The sequence below is a fragment of the Sorangium sp. So ce296 genome (assembly GCF_051529605.1).
GTDB classification, from domain to species: Bacteria; Myxococcota_A; Polyangia; order Polyangiales; family Polyangiaceae; genus Sorangium; species Sorangium cellulosum_D.
Map to the genome: position 1 here is coordinate 11,898,044 of NZ_CP150325.1, position 20,573 is coordinate 11,918,616.

General features: G+C 71.9%; 15 protein-coding genes and 1 pseudogene. 13 read left to right on the forward strand and 3 right to left on the reverse strand.

Annotated elements, in window-relative coordinates; genetic code table 11:
• The first annotated feature begins 668 nt into the window (after positions 1 to 668).
• The 7 genes from WME98_RS43845 to WME98_RS43875 all read left to right on the forward strand — a co-directional run bounded on the left by WME98_RS43845 (position 669) and on the right by WME98_RS43875 (position 8,555).
• Positions 669 to 1,913, forward strand: coding sequence for a flavin-dependent oxidoreductase (locus WME98_RS43845; protein ID WP_437947573.1), 1,245 nt, complete (start codon positions 669 to 671; stop codon positions 1,911 to 1,913).
• Positions 1,910 to 2,359 carry a DUF3237 domain-containing protein gene (locus WME98_RS43850; RefSeq protein ID WP_437338505.1) on the forward strand — a complete coding sequence of 150 codons (450 nt, stop codon included), beginning with the start codon at positions 1,910 to 1,912 and terminating at the stop codon, positions 2,357 to 2,359. The genes WME98_RS43845 and WME98_RS43850 overlap by 4 nt, the downstream gene beginning before the upstream one ends.
• A 415-nt stretch (positions 2,360 to 2,774) precedes the next feature.
• Positions 2,775 to 3,731 carry a hypothetical protein gene (locus WME98_RS43855; protein ID WP_437947574.1) on the forward strand — a complete coding sequence of 319 codons (957 nt, stop codon included), beginning with the start codon at positions 2,775 to 2,777 and terminating at the stop codon, positions 3,729 to 3,731.
• Between the two features lie 171 nt (positions 3,732 to 3,902).
• A complete protein-coding gene (locus WME98_RS43860) occupies positions 3,903 to 4,880 on the forward strand; it encodes a fumarylacetoacetate hydrolase family protein (protein ID WP_437947575.1) in 978 nt (325 codons plus the stop codon).
• A complete protein-coding gene (locus tag WME98_RS43865) occupies positions 4,877 to 6,031 on the forward strand; it encodes a 4-hydroxyphenylpyruvate dioxygenase family protein (protein ID WP_437947576.1) in 1,155 nt (384 codons plus the stop codon). Before WME98_RS43860 ends, WME98_RS43865 begins: the two co-directional genes overlap by 4 nt.
• The gene (locus WME98_RS43870; RefSeq protein WP_437947577.1) at positions 6,031 to 7,191 is read left to right on the forward strand and encodes a homogentisate 1,2-dioxygenase; all 1,161 of its coding nucleotides are present in this window, start codon (positions 6,031 to 6,033) and stop codon (positions 7,189 to 7,191) included. Before WME98_RS43865 ends, WME98_RS43870 begins: the two co-directional genes overlap by 1 nt.
• 167 nt (positions 7,192 to 7,358) lie before the next feature.
• A complete protein-coding gene (locus WME98_RS43875) occupies positions 7,359 to 8,555 on the forward strand; it encodes a PAS domain-containing protein (RefSeq protein WP_437947578.1) in 1,197 nt (398 codons plus the stop codon).
• Positions 8,556 to 8,589: 34 nt separating this feature from the next.
• On the opposite strand, the gene WME98_RS43880 is transcribed toward WME98_RS43875, so the two are convergent.
• Positions 8,590 to 10,029 (reverse strand): type VI secretion system Vgr family protein, encoded by a 1,440-nt coding sequence (locus WME98_RS43880; RefSeq protein ID WP_061629452.1) that lies wholly within the window; start codon positions 10,027 to 10,029, stop codon positions 8,590 to 8,592.
• A gap of 107 nt (positions 10,030 to 10,136) precedes the next feature.
• Here WME98_RS43880 and WME98_RS43885 point away from each other — a divergent pair, with 107 nt between their 5' ends.
• The 5 genes from WME98_RS43885 to WME98_RS43905 are packed head-to-tail and all read left to right on the forward strand — an operon-like array spanning position 10,137 to position 17,334.
• Positions 10,137 to 11,591, forward strand: coding sequence for a hypothetical protein (locus tag WME98_RS43885; protein WP_437947579.1), 1,455 nt, complete (start codon positions 10,137 to 10,139; stop codon positions 11,589 to 11,591).
• Positions 11,592 to 11,623: 32 nt separating this feature from the next.
• The gene (locus WME98_RS43890; protein WP_437947580.1) at positions 11,624 to 14,044 is read left to right on the forward strand and encodes a DUF2169 family type VI secretion system accessory protein; all 2,421 of its coding nucleotides are present in this window, start codon (positions 11,624 to 11,626) and stop codon (positions 14,042 to 14,044) included.
• Positions 14,041 to 15,693, forward strand: coding sequence for a pentapeptide repeat-containing protein (locus WME98_RS43895; protein ID WP_437947581.1), 1,653 nt, complete (start codon positions 14,041 to 14,043; stop codon positions 15,691 to 15,693). Before WME98_RS43890 ends, WME98_RS43895 begins: the two co-directional genes overlap by 4 nt.
• A complete protein-coding gene (locus WME98_RS43900; protein ID WP_061627032.1) occupies positions 15,690 to 16,247 on the forward strand; it encodes a DUF3540 domain-containing protein in 558 nt (185 codons plus the stop codon). The genes WME98_RS43895 and WME98_RS43900 overlap by 4 nt, the downstream gene beginning before the upstream one ends.
• A gap of 10 nt (positions 16,248 to 16,257) precedes the next feature.
• Positions 16,258 to 17,334 carry a S41 family peptidase gene (locus WME98_RS43905; RefSeq protein WP_437947582.1) on the forward strand — a complete coding sequence of 359 codons (1,077 nt, stop codon included), beginning with the start codon at positions 16,258 to 16,260 and terminating at the stop codon, positions 17,332 to 17,334.
• Between the two features lie 546 nt (positions 17,335 to 17,880).
• Here the strand turns inward: WME98_RS43905 and WME98_RS43910 are convergent.
• Together WME98_RS43910 and WME98_RS43915 are read right to left on the reverse strand one after the other, a co-directional pair.
• Positions 17,881 to 18,384, reverse strand: a complete 504-nt coding sequence (locus WME98_RS43910; RefSeq protein ID WP_437947583.1) for a hypothetical protein — start codon at positions 18,382 to 18,384, stop codon at positions 17,881 to 17,883.
• A gap of 17 nt (positions 18,385 to 18,401) precedes the next feature.
• A pseudogene (locus WME98_RS43915) lies at positions 18,402 to 18,542 on the reverse strand (LysR family transcriptional regulator); the annotation flags it as partial.
• Positions 18,543 to 19,028: 486 nt separating this feature from the next.
• On the opposite strand from WME98_RS43915, the gene WME98_RS43920 reads away from it, so the two are divergent.
• Entirely contained in the window at positions 19,029 to 20,513 is a 1,485-nt protein-coding gene (locus WME98_RS43920) for a DUF6531 domain-containing protein (protein ID WP_437947584.1), read from the forward strand.
• Positions 20,514 to 20,573: the final 60 nt, after the last annotated feature.

A 20,573-nucleotide genomic window follows, 5' to 3' on the forward strand; every position in this document is an offset into this window, starting at 1 on the left:
TTTCTCGCGTGACCCTCCTGATTCGCGCCCGGCCGCGAACCGTCGCGCCTGCGGCTCGGGCACCGCGTCGTGCCTCACGGCATCAAGGAGAGCGCCCACGCCGCCTCGGCCCGCTCGGCCTCCGCGTCGTTCAGGTTGCCGGCGAGGTGCGCCAGGAGATCCTGCGCGCGCTGAGCGTGGATTCAGCCAGGCTTCGCCCTTCGACATCCGGTACACGAGGGCGCTCCATCATCGCGCCGCCGCTCGACTCCAGATCGAAGGTGCTCCCTGGCGTGAAGCTCACGGAGTCGAGCTGCCGCGGAGCCCGCCGTCGCCCGCCCGGCGGTCGAGCCCTTCGTCCCGGATCGAGGCATAGGCGAGTATGCCTATGCCTCGATCCAGCGGGCTCGGGTACGCTCGTTGCAGTCGCCTGCATCTCCACGAACGCAGAGAGAACAGCAGGTCCGCAACAACACAAGCATGACAGTTATGTTCAATAACCGCACCTCTTAGGCTGCGTCCACCCTCAACCATCCCTGGGATGCCCGACAGCCGCGCAGCGGCGGCCGGCGGCGTCCAGCTGCCGGTGATTGAGGCCATGGTGGCGCCGATCCGCGCCCGCCCGCGCGCCGGGCCGCTCGGATCGGCGCGATTGTTACGGTCTATAACGACAGGCGGCGCCAAGCCGCATGTCTGCGGAGGATTTCATGCAGGTGATCGTCGTGGGCGCCGGGATCGGCGGCCTGGCCGCGGCTCTTTCGCTCCACGCCTCGGGCCACGAGGTGACGGTGTTCGAGGCCGCGCCCACCCTCCTGCCGCTCGGGGTCGGCATCAACCTCCTGCCCCACGCCGGCGAGGTGCTGGACGAGCTGGGCCTTGTCCAGGCCCTCCTGGCCCAGGGGGTCGCGACCCGGGAGCTTGTCTATTACAACCGCTTCGGCCAGCGCATCTGGGGCGAGCCGCGCGGCCGCTTCGCGGGCCACGCCGCGCCGCAGATCTCCCTGCACCGCGGCGCCCTGCAGGGCGTGCTGTTCGACGCCGCCGTCGAGCGGCTGGGCGCCGACCGGGTGATCTGCGACCGGCGCCTCACGGACCACGAGGAGGACGGAGGCCGCATCGCGGCGCGCTTCCTCGACCGCGAGGGCGTGGCCCGGAAGGTCGCCGCCGATCTCCTGATCTGCGCCGACGGCATCCACTCGGCGGCGCGCGCCCGCCTCTATCCGGACGAGGGGCCGCCGGTCTATGGCGGCCGCATCCTGTGGCGGGCGACCACGCTCGCCGCGCCCTTCCTCACCGGCGCCAGCATGATCATGGCCGGGCATCAGGACCAGAAGTTCGTCGCCTATCCCATCTCCCCGCCGGGGCCGGACGGCCGCCAGAGGATCAACTGGATCGCCGAGCTCGCCGTCGCCGAGAGCCTGCGACGGGAGGACTGGAATCGGCGCGGCGACCCCGCCGACTTCCTGCCCAGGTTCGAATCCTGGCGCTTCGACTGGCTGGATGTGCCCGCCCTGATCCGGGAGGCCGAGGCGATCTACGAGTTCCCGCTGGTCGACCGCGACCCGCTGCCGCGCTGGAGCCATGGGCGCATGACGCTGCTGGGCGACGCCGCCCATCCCATGTATCCGATCGGCTCCAACGGGGCGAGCCAGGCCATCCTCGACGCCCGCGCCCTGGTCCGCGCGCTCGCCGCCCACGCCGATCCGGTGGAGGCGCTGGCCGCCTACGAGGCCGAGCGCCTGCCCGCCACCGCCGCCATCGTGGCGGCCAATCGCGGCAACGGCCCGGAGCAGTGCATGCAGATCGCCCAGGACCGCGCGCCGAACGGCTTCGACCGGATCGAGGACGTCTTCGCCCCCGGCGAGCTGGAGGCGATCGCCGCCCGCTACAAGGTGCTGACCGGCCTGAAGCGCGCCTCGGAGCCCGCCGCGTGAGCCCGCCCCTCGTCCCCCTGATGACGCTCGAGGTGGCGGTGGACACGCCGGTCACCGTCGATCCGGGCCCGCCCGGGAGGCGCTTCATTCCCATCGTCGGCGGTACGGTGGCCGGCGGCCTCGAGGGGCGGGTGCTGCCGGGCGGCGGCGACTGGCAGACGATCTGGGATGACGGGCGGACCGACATCTCGGCCCACTACATCCTCGACATCGCCGGCCATGGAACGGTGGAGATCCTCTCCGAAGGCGTCCGCGCCAGGCCCCCGGAAGTGCAGGCGGCGCTCGGGCGCGGCGAGGCCGTGGACCCCGGGCTCACCTATTTCCGCACCTCCATCCGCATGCGCACCTCGGCGCCAGGGCTTCAGCGGCTGAACGCCGTGCTGGCCCTGGCCGTGGGCGAGCGGCTGGCCGACCGGGTGCGGCTCACGGTTCACGAGATCGGCTAGGGCGCGGTCGCGGCCGAGACCACACCACGGAGAACGCATGAGCACACTGACGAGATCGTCGATACGCCGGGGCGAGCTTGGCGCAGGTATCTTGGCCGTCATCCTCAGCATCACTTCCTTCAATCGCTCGGCACGGGCACAGGCGCAGCCCGAAGCGCCGCCGGCGCCCACCGGCGAAGACCCGCCGATCGCGGCTCCCGCGACCGAGCCCGCGAGCCCCCCTGAGGACGCGAGCGCGCCGCGAGCGCCGTCCGCCGAAGCCCACGCCGGCGCGCCAGCACCGCAGGGCGCTGCCGGGCCCAGCCCAGCTCCGCCGGCGCCACCGGCGGAGAAGGAGCCATGGAAGCTGCCGCTCAGCGTCGCGGCCTGGGCCCGCGTCGGAGGCCGCCTACAGAACCCCGGCGCGCGCGAGAAGATGGACCGGCTGCTCGGGGACGGAGAGCTGGATCTGTCGTTTTCGGGCGAGATCAACCGGTTCATCGGGGTGCAGGGCGCGATCGTCGCCCAGTTCGGGCCGACCCCGACCGGGGGCAACATCGCGGGCAGCGCGACCCTCCGTGACGCCATCGCCAAGGTCAAGTTTCACGATCTGCTGAACGTCTGGATCGGTCGAATGATCGTGCCTTCGGATCGCTCCGCCTTCTCCGGGCCGTGGTCGATGGGGCCGTGGAACTATCCCGGGTTCTTCGAGCCCTACGCGCCGCCGATCGGGCCGAGGCAGGGGCCTCTCGGACGCAACGACGGGGTGACCGCCTGGGGCAAGATCGCGGGCGGCCTGTTCAAGTATTACGTGGGCGCGTTCAACCTGCATGACTCCTCGGTGAGCCCGCTCTACACGGCGAGGCTCAACCTGAGCTTGCTCGACCCGGAGCCAGCCTATTACCAGAAGTCTACGTACCTCGGAGAGAAGGACATCCTCGCGCTCGGCGTCGCGGGCGAAGTGCAGAGGGAAGGTTCCGTCGAATCGTTGCCGCCCCCTGCGGCGGGTACGCCCCCAGGCACCCCGCGCACGGACACCTATGCCGAGCTCAACGCCGACCTCCTGTTCGAAAAGAACCTCCCTGCGGCGGGTACGATCACGCTCGAAGGCGCATTTTACAAGTACTTTGGCGAATTCGAGAGGTTCGACTTTTCCTATTTCGCGCTCGCGAGCTACCTCACGGCGAGCGACGTCGGCGTCGGGAAGCTGCAGCCTCTCGTCCGACTGCAACAAGCGAAGCCGAAGAACGCCGACCCCTACCTGCTCATCGATGCCCAGATGGGCTACATCATCGAAGGGCACGCTGCGCGCGTCGCGCTCGGCTATCAAAGGAGCGATCTGTCCGGGGCGAAGGGGAATGCCCTGTTCCTCGGCGTCCAACTGCAAAAGTGATCCCCTGAACGATGGGAGCGCCGCGGCCGCGATCCGCTTGCCGCCCGCGCAGCGGGGCGAGGCGCCTGGACGCGCGCGAGCGCGGCGCGCATAGGTGAGGTTGCCTATGCCGCGCGCCAGAAGGATCGGATACGAAGTCATCGCAGTCGCCTCCGAGGAGCTCGCCCCCGCATGAAGCTCGCCTCTCTCCGCGGCCCCGGCCGCGACGGCACGCTCGTCGTCGTCCGCCGCGACGGCCTCGCCTACGCGCCGGCCGGCGCCGCCTATCCCACGCTCCAGGCCGCGCTCGACGACTGGGAGCGCGCCGAGCCGGCGCTGCGCCGCATCGCCGACCACATCGAGCGCGGCGGCGCGGCCGTGGCCCCGCTCGCCGTGGAAGCGCTCGCCGCGCCCTTGCCCCGCGCGTACGAGTGGGTCGACGGGTCGGCGTACATCCACCACATCGAGCTCGTGCGCAAAGCGCGCGGCGCCGAGCCTCCGGAGACCCTCACGACCGATCCGCTCGTGTACCAGGGCGGCTCCGGCGTGCTCCTCGGGCCGACCGACGACATCGTCCTGCGCGACGAGGCCTGGGGCCTCGATTTCGAGGCCGAGGTCTGCGCCGTCCTCGGCGACACCCCGCAGGGCGCGCGCCGCGACGAGGCCCACCGGCACATCCGCCTGTTCCTCTTGGCCAACGACGTGACGCTGCGCAACCTCGTGCCCGCCGAGCTCGCCAAGGGCTTCGGGTTCTTCTGCTCGAAGCCGGCGACGGCGTTCTCCCCGTTCGCGATCACGCCGGACGAGCTCGGCGACGCGCTCCGCGACGGGCGCGTCCACCTGCGGCTGCGCTCCACGTACAACGGCGCGCTCGTCGGCGACCCCGAGGCCGGCCCGGAGATGCACTTCTCGTTCTTCGACCTCATCGAGCACATCGCCAGGACCCGCAGCTTCACGGCCGGGACCCTGCTCGGCAGCGGCACCGTCTCGAACCGGGATCCGGCGCGCGGCGTGTCGTGCCTTGCGGAGAAGCGCATGCTCGAGATCCTCGCGCACGGGGCGGCGAGGACGCCCTTCATGAAGCCAGGAGACACGATCATGATCGAGATGCTGAATCGCTCGGGAGAGAGCCTGTTCGGGCGCATCGCGCAGCGGGTGGTGGCCGGATGAGCGCCAAGGTGGAGTCGATCGGCGTCAAGCGGGTAGAGGCCCTGCACTACTACGTGCGCGACCTGGAGCGGAGCCGCAGGTTCTACACGGAGAAGCTCGACTTCCAGGAGATCGCCGCGAGCTCGCCGGAGCTGAGCGCGGCGGCGGCGCAGCAGTCGCTCGTGTTCCAGGCCGGCGAGTGCGTCATCGTCTGCTCGCAGCCGATCGGCGAGGGCGGGCGGGCGTGGCGCTACCTGCGCAAGCACCCCGACGGGGTGGGCACGATCATCTTCGAGGTGGAGGATATCGACCGCGCCTTCCGGCTGCTCGACCGCCGCGGGGGCACGCCGATCGACGAGATCCACCGGGCGACGGACGCGGGCGGCTCGTTCGCGTCGTTCTCGATCACGAGCCCGTTCGGCGACACCACCTTCCGCTTCGTGGAGCGGCGCGGCTACCGGGCGCTGTTCCCCGGCTGCGTGGCCTACGACGCGCCCCGCGGCGGCGAGAACCGGTTCGGGATCGCCCGGTTCGATCACATCACGTCGAACTTCCAGACGATGGCGCCCGCCCTGCTCTGGATGGAGCACGTGCTCGGGCTCGAGCCGTTCTGGAAGATCGAGTTTCACACGAACGACGTCGGGACGGGCGCCGCTCACGGCTCGGGCCTGCGCTCCGCCGTGATGTGGGACCCTGCCTCGGGCGTGAAGTTCGCCAACAACGAGCCTTACCGGCCCTACTTCAAGAGCTCGCAGATCAACGTCTTCAACGAGGAGCACCGCGGCGACGGGGTGCAGCACGTGGCGCTCGACGTGGACGACCTCCTCACGGCCGTGCGCGGGATGCGCGGCCGAGGGGTGGAGTTCATGCCGACCCCGGCCGCCTACTACGACCTCATGCCCGAGCGCCTGCAGCGGCTCGGCGTCGGGCAGATCGACGAGGACGTGGCGGCGCTGCGGGAGCTCGAGGTGCTCGTCGACGGCGACGGCGCGCGATCCTATCTCCTCCAGATCTTCCTCAAGGAGTCGTCGGGCACGCACCGCGACCCCGACGCGGGGCCGTTCTTCTTCGAGCTCATCCAGCGAAAGGGGGATCGCGGCTTCGGCGCCGGCAACTTCCGGGCGCTGTTCGAGAGCATCGAGCGGCAACAGAGCGCGCAAGGGAGCGGCTGATGCTCGACCGCATCGCCGTCGGGACGGTCCCCCGCAAGCACCACATCGCCCTCCGGAGCGAGGCGGGGGAGCTCCGCTACGAGGAGTGCCTGACGCGGGCGGGCTTCGACGGCCCCTATACGATCGCCTACCACGAGCGGCGGCCGCACGAGCACCGGCTCGCGCGGGCCGAGCACGGCTTCGCGCTGCCGGTCGCCGCGCCGCCGCGTCCGCTCGCGAAGCGGCACTACAGGACGCACGATCTGCCGCGGCGGGCCGGGCCCGCGATCGACTGCCGCGTGCCGCTCCTCTTCAACGACGACGTGGTGATCGGGGTGGCCCAGCCGGACGCCGCCGATCCGGTGTACTTCGCGAACGCCGACGCCGACGAGCTGTTCTTCATCTTCCGCGGGAGCGGGCTCCTGCGCACGATGCTCGGCGATCTCCGCTTCGAGCAGGACGACTACGTCGTCGTCCCGAAGGGGCTCTTCTACCGCTTCCTCCCCGACGAAGCGCCCCAGCGATGGCTCGCGATCGAGGCCGCGGATATCCACCTCCCGCGCCAGTGGCGCAACGAGGTCGGCCAGCTGCGGATGGACGCGCCCTACGCCCACCGCGATTTCCGGCGACCCACGTTCGTCGGCCCGCTCGACGAGGGCATTCGCTCCCTGGTCGTGAAGCGCGGCGGCGCGTTCCACGGCTTCGCCTGCGAGCGCTCGCCGCTCGACGTCGTCGGCTGGGACGGGACGGTGTACCCGTTCGCGTTCCCGATCCAGAGCTTCCAGGCGCGCGTCGGGCTCGTCCACCTGCCGCCGGACTGGCACGGCACGTTCGCGGCGCGGGGCGCCCTCATCTGCAGCTTCGTGCCGCGCCCCGTCGACTTCCACCCGGAGGCGATCCCCTGTCCCTATCCCCACTCGTCCGTCGACTGCGATGAATTCCTGTTCTACTGCCGCGGCGACTTCACCTCGCGCCGCGGCGTCGGCCCGGGCAGCATCTCGCACCACCCGGCCGGCGTCCCGCACGGGCCGCACCCCGGCGCGTACGAGGCGAGCCTCGGGAGCCGCGCGACGAGCGAGCTCGCGGTCATGCTCGATACGACCCGCCCGCTCGCGGCCACCCCGGCCGCGCTCGAGGTCGAGGACCCGGGCTACCAGGACAGCTTCATCGCGGGCCGATGATGCGGTCCGGATGTCGAGCGCCATCGTCGTAGGGCGCAGCAGATGTGACCCGAGGTGTGCTGTCGCCGCGTCATCGAGGTCTACCTTGCAGACGCGGAGCAAGAACCGTTCGGCGCGTCGACGAACCCTCTCGACGGGTGATGAACGCTCAAGTTAAAATTCCATGCATGCAGGCTTCCGTCGGATCGCAGGGAGACGTCGACGTCGTGAAGCTTGCGAGCAAGCGCGCGCGGCTCCTCGAGCGGGCGCCGCTGGCCATCGTCGAGTACGGCTGCGATCTCACGATCGAGGACTGGAACCAGGCGGCCGAGCGATTGCTCGGCTACACGCGGGAGGAGGCGGTCGGCCGGCGTGTGGATGAGTTGTTGCCCGTGCGCGGTGATCCCAGCGCATGGCGGCGGCTCCTCGGAGAGGACGGGGCGGTGCCCCGCGTGTGGTCCCACGCCCGGAAGGGCGGGGACCTGGCCGTCTTCGAGTGGAGTCACGAGCGCCTCCTCGACGAGCGGGGGGAGGTGAGCGGCATCGGGGTCTTCGGTCAATGCGTGACGGAGCGGGCCGAGCAACTCCGCGTTCTCAAGGAGAAGGAGCACATCCTTCACACGGTCACGCAGACCCTGCCGGTCGTCGTCTGGGCCGTCGATCGCGACGGGGTGTTCACGTTCCACGAGGGCAAGGCGGCCACGTCCGCGGGGCTCGATCAGGGACAGTTCGTCGGCAAGAGCGTGTTCGAGCTTTTTGCGGATCATCCACAGAATGCCATGTTGCGGCGGGCGCTCGCGGGCGAGGCCGGCCATTCGACGCTCTCGACGTACGGGGTGTCGTGGGAGAACTGGCAGATCCCGGTCCGTGACGCGCGCGGCGAGATCTACGGGGTCCTCGGCTTGACGCTCGACGTCACCGACGCGAAGAAAACGGAGGAGGAGCTCCGGAACAGGCTGGAGCTCATCGAGCGCCAGCAGCAGGTCATCCGCGAGCTGTCGACGCCCATCATCCAGGTCTGGGACGGCGTGCTGACCTTGCCCATGATCGGCATTCTGGACAGCGCGAGGACCGCAGAGGTGATGGACTCCCTGCTCGAGGCGATCGTGCGTACGAGCGCGCGTTACGCCATCCTCGACCTCACCGGCGTCGAGATGGTGGACACGAAGACCGCGGCCTACCTGATCCAGCTCGTCGGCGCCATCCGGCTCCTGGGCGCGGAGGGCATCATCACGGGCATCCGGTCGAACGTCGCACAGACCGTCGTGGCGCTCGGGCTCGATCTGACCGGCACGACCACCTTGGGGAACCTCCGGGCGGCGCTCCAGCACTGCATCCGGCAGATGAGCAAGGAGCACGCAGCGGGCGCGCCGCAGCGGCGATGATGTCGCTCCAGGGCGGGGCGCGCGCGGCGCGCGGTCAGGCGTCGCGCAGCTCGATGAGGATGCCGGACTCGGACTTCAGCTTGTTGATCATCGCGTTCGCCGAGGTCACCGGCGAGGGGGTGTCGGGGCGGTAGGTGGCGCCGACGATGACGGGGCGGTCGGGATCGCCGTCCACGAAGCCCACGAGGACCTCGGTCCCGGGCTTGAGCGGGAAGCGCATCCCGTAGCTCGTGCCCGCGTGGGGCTGCAGCATCCGGACCCAGCGCGATTGCTTCTGGGCGTGATCGGCGGTGTCGAAGAGGAAGCGCACGGTGTAGCGGCCCCATTCGTCGATCTGGGAGGTGCGCTGCACGCCGTGCTCGATGCCGTGCTCCACGACGGCGTTGAGCAGGCCGTGGATGCGGGGGCGGGGGGTCAGGCGCGGGGGGCGGTAGGTGTGCTCGGCCGGGATGGCGCGGAACGTGTTCCGGTAATAGTGCTCGCCGGTGCTGCCGCCGTGGGTGAGCACCGACCACTTACCCTCGTGCTCCACCTCGACGAGCAGGAGATCCATCGGGCGCGGGCCCTCGAGAGGCACCCGGCGGCCCGCGGTGAACCCGGGGAGATCGCTCACGCCGGTGTAGACCTTGCGCTCCACCTGGCGCTCCTCGGCGCGGATCCGGGCGAGCAGCGCGCCCTCCTCGGGCGTCTTGAAATGGCCGCCGTACTCGACCACCCCGCCGGCCGCGCCCCGGGGCAGCTCGTGGAGCGACCGGAGGTCCACGTTGGGGGTGCGGTAGTTGTAGTCCTGCACGGCGTAGAGGGAGGGGATGGTCCGGGTCTTCAGGTCGAGGCGGTAGACGTCGGCGTGCTCGCCCCGGGGGCGGAGCAGCGCGGGCTCGAGGGCGGGGAACGCCTGCTGGTGATCGCTGAAGACGATGCGATCGACGCCGCCGTCGTGCTCGAAGAAGAAGCTCACGCCGAGGTGCTCGGCCAGGCGGGAGATGAAGGCGAGATCGCTCTCGCGGTACTGTGCGACCAGCTCCCGCGCGGCGTAGCGCTCGGCGAGGCGCAGATCGAAGTCCTGGTCGGAGAGGCCCACCAGACGGAGCTTCTGCTCGATGATCTCGGGCACGCTCATCTCCAGGAAGACCTCCTGGGTCTCCACCAGCGATAGCCACTCGAGGCGGGGCACCACCTTGAGATCGTACAAGGGGGCCTCGTGCGAGGCGTCGAGGCTCTCGTCCATCTCCCAGACGAGCCCGTGCACGCGGCGGATCTCCGCGCCCTCGCGCTCGAAGACGATCGAGACCGGCGCGCCCACCACCTGGTCCGCGTCGAGGCCCTCCGGGTCGAGGCAGGCCACGCGGAGGTCGAAGGAGAACGGCCGGGAGATGACCTCCCGGCCGCGCAGGGCGTACACCTGGATCCCCTCGCAGTCGAACCTCGGGGACTCGATCCGCGCGTCGACGTGGCGATACCGCTCGGTGGTCATGGTGCATCGACGACAGCGGAGCGCCGCCACGGCGTCAAGGGAGGCGCTCTCTCCGCTGGACGCTCGGCGCAGCGCCGGCTTACGCTGCGCGGCGCACAGGAGGGCGCATGGGCAACAGCAAGGCGGGCGGCGAGGACGACGTCACCTCCAGGGGGAAATACCTGCTGATCTCGGTCCCCGACTTCGCCGAGGACCCGATCAACCCCGGGCGCATGATGACGTCCTACCTGCGGATCGGCGCGGCCAGCACGACCTGGTGGAACGATCCGGGGGGCAGCCTCGCGGCCGTGGTGAACCTGGCCGGGCCCGCGGGCGGCCGGGGGGCGCCGCCGGGCAGCCCGCTGCTCGACAACTACGACGCGAGCGACGGCTCGACCAGCAACTACACCACGGCCCATCCGAAGCAGGTCAGCATCGGCGCGTGGTCGTCGGACGCCTCGGGCGCTGCGGGGAGCGGGGGCGCGGGCGGCGGCGCCGACGTGCTCGCGCTGCAGGAGCAGCAGCACCGGGAGCTGGTGAGCGGGCGGCAGATGCGGCCGACGTTCGTGGACGACCAGCGGCTGCGGGAGGGGTGCCCGTCACCGCACCAGCTCTCCGAGGACGCGCGCATCAACGAGAGCTCGTACCTGCACAGCCGCGGGGGATGGCGCGATCACTCGGACGGGAACCGGATCACCACCACCTACGGGGACAAGGTGGAGGTGATCCGGGGCAACTACAAGCTGATGGTGATGGGGCGGCAGGACGACCCGAGCAAGGCCGCGGGGCTCGACGTCTCGGGGCAGCATATCCAGGACTACGCCTATACCTGGGCCGCGTTCCACCGGGTGGAGTGGGCGCAGGACCCGTACAGCGGGGTCTGGCACCAGCAGAGCTCCACCGACGGCGCGGTGGTGACCGAGAACTTCGGCGGCGATGTCTACGAGCACAAGTGGGGGGAGCACCACCACAGCACCGTCGGGCAGGAGAGCCCGGTCGAGAAGGACGAGAACGGGCGGCCGCGGGGCAACCCGCACATCATCGAGAAGACCTGGGCGAAGCGGATCGAGTCGTACACCGGCTCCTCGGCGTACCGGATCCCGTCGATCGAGGAGGAGACCTGGGCGGACCGCATCTCGTCGCTGACGGACGCGGCGAGCACGAGCGAGACGACGCGGGTGAGCGGGGCGATCACGTCGGAGACCACGGCGGGGTCGATCACGGAGACGACCATGGCGGGGGCGGTCGCCGAGATGACGCTGGTGGGCGCCAAGGGGGGGCTGACGCTGGCCGGCGCGCTGGCGGATCTCACGGTGGCCCCGAACAAGACGGACATCTTCGTGGGCGCGACGCACATCGACCTGGAGCTGATGCTGCTCAAGCTGAGCGTGGTGCTCGGGCAGCGGGTCGAGATCGCCTGGCCCAAGGGCTACCGCATGGGGCCGGAGGACGAGAAATTCACGATGCGGGACGTCGCGACCGGGCTCGATATGGCGCGCTTCGCCGCAAAATACGCGGTCGCCTCGCCGCTCATCCGCCTCGGCATCGGCGGGGAGGCGATGGCCGAGTGGGTGTTCCGGTGACGGCGGGCGCGTAGCCGGCAGGCGAGGCAGACATGCTGGTCCAGAACCTCACGCCGTTCCTGTGCGGCATCAAGCGGGTGTTCCGGAGCCCGCCGCGGCCGGAGATGAGCATCGTGGTGCGGGGGAGCTTCGTCCTCCGGCCGGGCGAGGCGCTCGCGCCGATCGAGGACCCGGCCGAGCAAGCGTCGCTCACGGCCGAGGTCTTTCACGAGGACGACGAGGAGCGGCGCGGGGAGTGCCTGTACGGCGGGGACTTCGCCGACTTCAAGCGCAACGCGGAGGTGTTGCTCAAGGCGAGCTGCCACGCGCCGGGCAAGAGGGCGGTGGCGGAGTGCACGGTGCTCTTCGGGGTCGGGGCGTGGTCGAAGGCGCTCCGGGTGATCGGGCGCCGCGTCTGGACCGAGCGGATGCTAGGCCCGGCGATCTCGGAGCCGGCGCCGTTCGTGAGCATGCCGATCACCTGGGCCAACGCGTTCGGCGGGCCGGAGTACCCGATGAACCCGGTGGGGAAGGGATACCGGACGCCGGAGCTGCCCACCGTCGAGCTGCCGGGGCAGCCGATCCGGTCGCGCGCGGACACGCCCGCGCCCGCGGGCTTCGGGCCGATCAACCCGGGCTGGCCGCAGCGGGTCGGCAAGGTCGGGAAGGCGTACGGCAGGCGCTACCTGACCGAGCGCGCGCCCTGGTACGCCGACGATTTCGACGTGAGCTACTTCCACGCGGCGCCCGAGGATCAGCAGCTCCGGGGGTACCTGCGCGGCGACGAGGAGCTGACCTTCCAGAACCTGCACCCGGAGCACGCGACGCTGAAGGCGCGGCTGCCGGGGCTCGCGGTGCGCGCGTTCGTGCGCGGCCGGGAGGGCGAATTCCGCGAGGTGCCGATGGCGCTCGACACGCTCTACGCGGATCTCGACGTGGGGCGGGTGGCGCTGACGTGGCGCGGGCTGTCGCCGGTGCGCGAGGACGATCTGTCGGACGTGGCGGGGGTGCTCGTCGCCGCCGAGGCGCTCGGGGGAGAGCGCAGGGCGGAGGCGGGCTACCGCGCGAGGCTGGACGCGTTCCTGGAGGATCCGGCGGGCATCCGCGCGGCTGCGCCGCCGGGGTTCCTGGAGGCGGCGGAGCGGCAGCGGCGGCGCGACGCGGGGGAGCAGGTGCCGCCGATGCCGGGGAGCGAGGGGCTCGATCCGATCTCGCGGGTGATCCAGGACCGCCTCGGCGGGGTCGCGGCGGGAGAGCAGCAGAAGATCCGCGAGGCGATCGAGCTGGCGCTCGGCGGCGCGCGTAAGCAGGCCGAGCTGGAGGCCGCCGTGGCCGCGGCGTCCGCCCCCGCGCCGCCCGCGCCGGTGAACCTCAAGCCGGGCGCCGCGCCCGCGGTGGGGCTGCGGCGCGTGATGCGGCAGGTCCTGGCGCAGGCCGCGGAGGCGAGGCGCTCGCTGGCGGGGCGGGAGATCGCGGCGGAGCAGCGGGAGCGGCTCGCGGCGATGGAGCAGATGCCGCACGATCCGCGGTGGCAGGAGCTCGATCCCGACTACACGCCGCCCGTCGAGCCCCTCTCCACGGGCGAGCCCGGGCCGGGCAGCGATCTGCGGGAGCGCGATCTCACCGGGCGGGATCTGCGGGGCGCCGATCTGCGCGGCGCGGATCTGCGGGAGGCGATCCTCACGCGCGCCGATCTGCGCGGCGCGGACCTCCGGGGGGCGAAGCTGCGCGCGGCGATCCTCTTCCAGGCGGATCTCTCGGGCGCCGATCTCTCGGGCGCGGATCTCACGCGCGCCAACGCGGCCGAGGCGCGCGCGGAGGGGGCGCGCTTCGAGGAGGCGATCCTCGATCAGATCTTCCTCGAGGGCGGGAAGCTCCGGGGGGCCACGCTGCTCCGGGCGCGGGGCGAGTACGCGGCGCTCCGCCGGGCCGATCTGAGCGACGCGGCCCTCGGGGGCGCGGCGCTGGCGCGCGCGGACCTCTCGGAGAGCACGCTCGATCGGGCGGACCTCGCGGGCGCGACGCTCGCGCGGACGTCGCTCGAGGGCTGCAGCGGGGCGCAGGTGAACCTCGTCGGCGCCGATCTCGGCGGGGCCAACCTGGCGGGGGCGGCGCTCGCGGGCGCGCGGCTCGAGGACGCCCGCGCCGACAGGTCGAACTGGACCGGGGCGACGCTCGACGGCGCCGATCTCGGGTTCGCGACGTTGCGCGGGGCGCTGCTCACGCGCGCGTCCCTCGCGGGGGCGCGCCTGTTCGGCGCCGATCTGCGGCACGCGCGGCTCGACCGCGCGAACCTCGAGCGGGCGGACCTCACGCGGGCGAACCTCTTCGAGGCGGACCTCGGCAAGGCGCGGATCGGCGGGGCGCGCTTCGCGGGCGCCAGCCTGTACGGCGCGGCGCTGCTCGGGGCGACCGGCGCGGGCGCGGACTTCACGGGGGCGAACCTGAAGCGCTCGACGCGGGCGGAGACATGAGGGCCGAGGAGCTCCTCTCGGCGGTGCGCGCCGGCCGATCGCTCGCGGGGGCGACGATCGCCGAGCTGGATCTCGCCGGGCTCGATCTGCGCGGCGCGCGGCTCGGCGGTGCGCGCCTGCTCGCGCTGCGGATGGCGGGGGCCCGGCTGGAGGGGGCCGACCTCGCGGGCGCGCAGATCGCGCGGGTGGATCTCGAGGGCGCGGGTCTCGAGGGCGCGGACCTGAGCGGCGCGCTGATCGTGCGCGCCTCCGCCGCCGGCGCGCGGCTCGGGGGGGCGCGGCTCGGGGGGGCGCGGCTCCTGCGCGTGGATCTGCGCGGGGCCGCGCTGGGCGGCGCGGATCTGGGCGGCGCGGCGCTGGACGAGGTGATCCTGGCGGGCGCGGATCTGCGCGGGGCGACCGTGGCGCGCGCGGTGCTCCGCCGCGCCGATCTCTCGGGCGCGGCGCTCGACGGGGCGCGGGTCGAGCAGGCGGCGCTGACCGGGGTCGATCTGCGGGGGGCCGACCTCCTCGGCTCGGCGTGGGAGGGGGTGGTGCTCTCCGAGGTGGATCTGAGGGGCGCGCGGCTGCCGCGGGAGCTGCGGCACGTGTTCCTGGATCGGTGCCGGCTCGCGGACGAGGGGGCCACGGTCGACCTGGAGGGCGCCGATCTGCGCGGGGCCTCGCTCGGCGGCGCGGATCTGCGGGGCGCGCGGCTAAGGGGCGCGCGGCTCGGCGCGGCCAACCTGATGGAGTGCGATCTGCGGGGCGCCGATCTGACGGGCGCGGATCTGCGGGGCGCGCTGCTCGATCGGGCCCGGCTCGAGGGGGTGGATCTGCGGGGGCAGGATCTGCGGCTGACGTCGCTGCGGGAGGCGAACCTCGCGGGCGCGGATCTCGGGGGGGCGAGCCTGAGCATGACCTCGCTGGAGGACGCGGCGCTCGCGGGGACGAAGCTCGAGCGCGCGCACCTCTGGGGCGCGCGGGTGCGCGGGGCGTCGCTGGAGGAGGCGCTGATCGACGGCGCGGTGTTCCGCGGGGTCGACTTCGAGGGGATGGATCTGCGGCGGCTGCGCCTCCGCGGGCTGACGCTCGCGGGGTCGTCGTTCCGGGGCGCGATCCTGGAGGGGATGGATCTCGAGGGCTGCGATCTGAGCGGCTGCGATCTCACCGACGCCGACGCGCGCGGCGCGGTGCTCCGGGGCGCGACGCTGCGGTACGCGACGGCGACGCGGGCCCGCCTCGACGTGGCGGATCTGCGCGAGGTGATGGCGAAGGGCGCGTTCTTCGGCGAGGCCTCGCTGGAGGGCGCGAAGCTCGGCGGGGCGACGCTGCGCTTCGCGACGCTGGCGCAGGCGCGGCTCCAGCACGCGGACCTGACGGGCGCCGATCTGCGCGAGGCGGTGCTCGTCGAGGCGGCCGCGGCGGGGGCGCTCTTCACGCGCGCGCGGCTCGGGTACGCGGACCTCTCGCGCGTCGATCTGCGCGGCGCGGAGGTCTCGTTGGCCGATCTGTCGGGCGCCAACCTGCACGCCGCCCGCGATCAGGGCGTCGCCTGGTCGGCGGCGGACCTCCGCGGCGCGCGCCGCACCGATCCCGACCGCCTCGAGGCCGAGGCGTGGCGGCCCCCCGAACGACCCCAGCCGAGAGCCCGAGGAGAGCGCCGATGAGCAACGTGGTGGTCCCCCTGCGTGAACCCAGCCCGGAGCCCGCGCCGCGGCCGCTCCTCGGCCCCGCCACCGTGATCCGCGTCGGCCCGGCCGACGTCGAGGTGCGCCTGCGGAGCGGCGCGCCGGCGCGGGCGCGGCTGGCGCTCGCGTTCACCTACGAGCCGGCGGAGGACGACGTGGTGCTGGTGATCGGCGACGAGGCGCAGGGCCATTACGTGATCGGCGTGCTGCAGGGCCGGGGCCGCGCGTCGCTGGAGCTGCCGGGCGACGTGGAGGTGCGCGCCGTGGGCGGGGTGCTGCGGCTCGCCGGCGACAACGGCGTGGAGATCGCCGCGCCCGACGTCGGGATCGAGGCGCGCAGCCTGCGCGTGCTCGCCGGGGCGGTGGTGCAGCGCTTCGCCTCGCTGCGGCAGCGGGTGAGCGAGCTGCTGCACGTGCACGCGGGGCAGAGCCACACGGTGGTGGACGGCGCCGCGCACACGCAGGCGAAGAGCGCCGCGATCCTCACGGAGGAGAAGATGACGCTCAACGGCAAGGCGATCCACCTGGGCTAGGAGGACGGCGATGCTCCCCGCAGCCCACCGCGGCGCCGGCCAGAACGTGTCCTTCCCCGACGTGTGCCTCACGCCGCCCGCGCCCGGCGTGCCCGTGCCGTACACGAACCTCGGGATGCACGCGATGGCGGCGCCCTTCTCGCCCACGGTGATGGTCGCCGGCCTGCCGGCGCTGAACCTGAGCGCGAAGATCCCGATCACCACCGGCGACGAGGCGGGCGCGCTGCACCCGACCATCAAGGGCCAGGGCACCTTCGTGGCCGGCTCCCCGACGGTCATGGTGGACGGGCTGCCCGCCATCAACCTGACCGCGCCCGCGACGGGGAACGCGATGAACGCGCCGAAGGGAGAGCACCTCATCCCCAACGCGGTGAGCGTGTTCTACAACCTCGCGAGCGCAGCGCCGGGGGCCGGCCAGGCCGCGGGGGAGGCGATGCGCGAGGTCGCCGAGGCGCTCGTCGACGCGCCGCCGCCGGCCGCGGCGCTGCTGCCGGGCGGGGTGGGGCTCGTGCGCGTGGCGGTGATGGCCCCCGACGCGCCGGCGCGGGTGTTCGCGGGGATCCGCCGGCTCGAGGAGGCGGAGGGGGGCCTGCGCGCGCTGATCCTGGATCTGCGCGGCTGCCCCGGCGGGGAGCTCGACGCGGCGCTGCGGCTCGCGGAGGATTTCCTGCCGCGCGGCGCGGAGCTCGGCGCGATGATCGACGCCGACGGCGACGCGATGGTGCGCCGGTCGCGCCGCGATCCGGCGTTCGAGCTCCCCGTGGTGGCGCTGGTCGACGGGGGTACGGCGTCGGCCGCCGAGGTGCTCGCCGGATCGCTGCAGGCGCACGGGCGCGCGCTGCTGGTCGGGGCGCGGACGCACGGGAAGGGCAGCGTGCAGAGCGTGGTGCAGACGCCGGAGGGGCTCTGCTACGCGACGGTGGGGCGCTGGCTGCTGCCGGGCGGGGTCGAGCTCGAGGGCCGCGGGCTCACGCCGGACGTCGCGGCGGAGGGCGAGGGCGATCCGGAGGTCGACGCGGCGCTGCGCGCGGCCTGGGAGGCCGCGCGGAGGAACACCGATTCGCGAGATTGCGTGCGCGTTCGGTGATCCGCGTGCCGTCTTGGAGACTCTGCGCTGCGTAGAGACCGTCGCCGGACGTGGGGACGTGACGAGAGCAGGCGCGTCCGGCGCGACCGGGTGGCGCGCAGCGCGTTGCGGTGCAGCGCGGGTCCGGGGGCCGCGCGAGCGCGCTGGATCGCGCGGCGGCGGGGTCCAGAGGCCGCGCGAGCGCAGTGGATTGCGTCGAGGAGGGGTCCGGACCCCCCTTCTGGCACAAGATCGGGCGTTTCCGAGCGGAAAATGGCGCAGAATTGCTCAATTTCGAGCGTGATTTGGCACAGATTTGCCCCGGAGGACGGTCCCGAGAGCGTTTCGGAGGGGTCCGGACCCCGGTGTGTCGCAATGCATTGCGGTTGTGCCGGTGCCGGACCCCCCTCGCTTGGCACAGGATCCGGCCGATCTGGCGCACTCCCGGCGGTGGGCCGCTGAGACGCCTCCGGCTGGAGGTCCGGCTGCCCTAGGTACGTGGGAGCATCGGAACGGGCAGTGGACGCGGATCCATTGAGCGCTGAGGACCCTATGGCAACAAGGAATCTAGAAGAAATCGATCCTTCGCTTCTCTCCTGGATCCAGCGCCATGCCAAGTTCAACCGCTCGTGGGACGAGCTCCTGCTGCGCGGGCTCCTCGACGGGCGCGGCGTGCCTTGCTCCGACGTCCTCGTCGCCTGGGAGCGCGATCTCCACGCGCTCGGCGAGGGGAATCGAATGGCGTCCCCTTATCTGCTCGAGCTGTCCGACACAGGCTTTGGAACCGTGGCGGCGGGCGCCGCTCAGGCGACGCTCCCCGGAGACGGCCGGAACGTCGTGATCATAGGCCGCTTCGTGTGGGGCGGCGCGCTCGGGATGGACGAGCGCGGGAGATTGTACAGCAGCGATGGGGATGCGTGGATTGCTCTCGCCGAGCACCCGGCAGTTTACCTTGCGAGGCTCGCGCTTACCGGGGTGGTTGAGGAAGAACAGCGACTGCACCTCGTGCTCCCGGGGCGCGAGCAGGCAGGCCTGCTGGCGGAGAGACTCGGCGTGGTGGAGATCCTTCATGGGCAGCGTGGCCGTGCCTACGCCCCGAGCTCCGCGATCGACCGGCAGACGCGGCGGAGCCGGTCGCGCAGCCACCGGTGCGCGGGGTCGGCGTCGAAGCGGGGGTGCCACGCCTGCGCGATGGTGATGCCCGGCGTGGGCACGGGCAGCGGGAAGGTGACGAGATCGAACCGCGGGGCTTACGACGGCGTAAGCCGACCGCACTTCGGTCGCAGCCGTCGTCAGGTGCTGAATCATTCCGAGTGGTTAGCCGCCCAGTCAAGCGGGGCTCGGTGAGGGGTCGCGCGCCAAGAGCACGCATCGCGCCGAACGGCAGAGATGGCCCTCCGGATGTCTGGTGGTGTATATTCGCCGGGATCGCACGGCGAAGGCCGCACGAGACCCGGGAGACAACCATGGCTCGCACTGCGCCTGTACCGAACATCCCCGCCATCCCTGGAATGAACCCGGGCGTCTTCATCATGGGCGGGGGCGGGGCCGGCGGAGGAGGCGGCGGCGCTGGCGGTAACGGCTCTGGAGGTAAGCAGGGCGGCAATGGAGCCCACGGCGGCAAGGAAGCCAGCGGCGGCGGGAAGTCCGCGTGTGGCAGCGCAGGCGGCGACGGAGCAGGCTGCCCGAACCACCATGGCGGCAAGAAATCTGGAATGGCTGCGAAGGGCGACCCGGTCGACGTGGTGACGGGCCGGGTGTTCACGATCCCCGCCGTTGACCTCGAGCTTCCGGGACCGCTGCCGCTCTCGTTCGTGCGGTCGTACACCACCGCGGCGGTCGAGCGCGACGTCGGGCTGGGGTTCGGGTGGAGCCACTCGCTGGCATGGGAGATCGAGGTGCGTCGGCGCATCATTCGGGTCTGGACCGACGATGGGCCGGTCGATTTCGACGCGATACCGGTGGGCGCCGGCGCGGCGGGCCCTCACGGCTGGGTGCTTGCGCGGGAGGAGCGCGGCTTCGTGCTCGATACCGGCAACGACCGCTGGTACGTGTTCGCCGAAGCGGCGGGGAAGCGGTACCGGCTCACCGCAATCAAGGACCGCTACAACAACGAGATCGGGCTCTCGTACCGCGAGGGCGTGCTCGCCGAGATCACCGACAGCGTCGGCCGGACCGTCCGGGTCCGGCGGGCGCCCGACGGGCGCATCGGCGCCTTCGAGATCAAGAACGCGCAGGAGCGCGGTGTCTGGGTGGCTTTCGCGCGGTACAACTACGACGAAGCCGGGGATCTCACGTCCGCGACCGACGCTGACGGATACACGACGCGCTACACGTACCAGGAACATCACCTCACCTCCCATACGAGCCCCACTGGGCTCACGTTCTCCTTCCGCTACGACGATCGACGCCGCTGCGTCGAGACGTGGGGCTCTTACGATGATGGGCGCGACCGCAGCTTGGCGGAGGACGTGCCGACGCACCTCGCCGACGGAAGGACCGTCGCCAGAGGTATCTACCACTGCAAGCTGGAGTTCGGAGAGGACGGATACTGCGAGGTCGCGGACTCCATCACGGTTCATCGCTACTTCGGGAACCGCTTCGGCAAGGTCGACAAGGCCGTGAGCGCCGGGGCCGTGTTCAGCCGTACGTACGACGAGCACGGGCACCTCCGGACGTTCGTCGATCCGCTTGGCGCCATGACCATCTGGCAGCGAGACAGACTCGGCCGGGAGCTCTCTGTCACCGACCCGCTCGGTCGAATGACGGTCATCGAGCGCGATCCGGACGGGCACGTCCGCCGAGCAATCGATCCAGCAGGCGGCGTCACCGAGATCTGGCGGACGCCCGACGGGCTCATCTGGACCGACCCCCTCGGGGCGGTGTTCCAGGTGCGCCAGGACGCGCGAGGGCGACTGGTCGAGACGGTGGCGCCGAACGGCGCCGCACGACGTACCTCTATGACGATCTCGGGAACATGGTCGAGAAGACCGACGCGCTCGGGGGCAAGATGCAGCTTGCCTACGATTACTGGGGCCGGTGCCGCTCGATCCGCGATCCGAGCGGCGCGGTGGTGTCGTACAGCTATGACAATCGCGGCAACCTCACCGGCGTCTACCGGCCTGGCGGCGCAACGACCCGCTACGAATACGACGGCATGGGCGACTGCACCGCGGTCCTCCAGCCGAACCAGCAGCTGACCCGGTTCGTGCGAGGCGGCTTCCATAAGCTCTGCGAGGTGCACAAGCCGAACGGAGAGA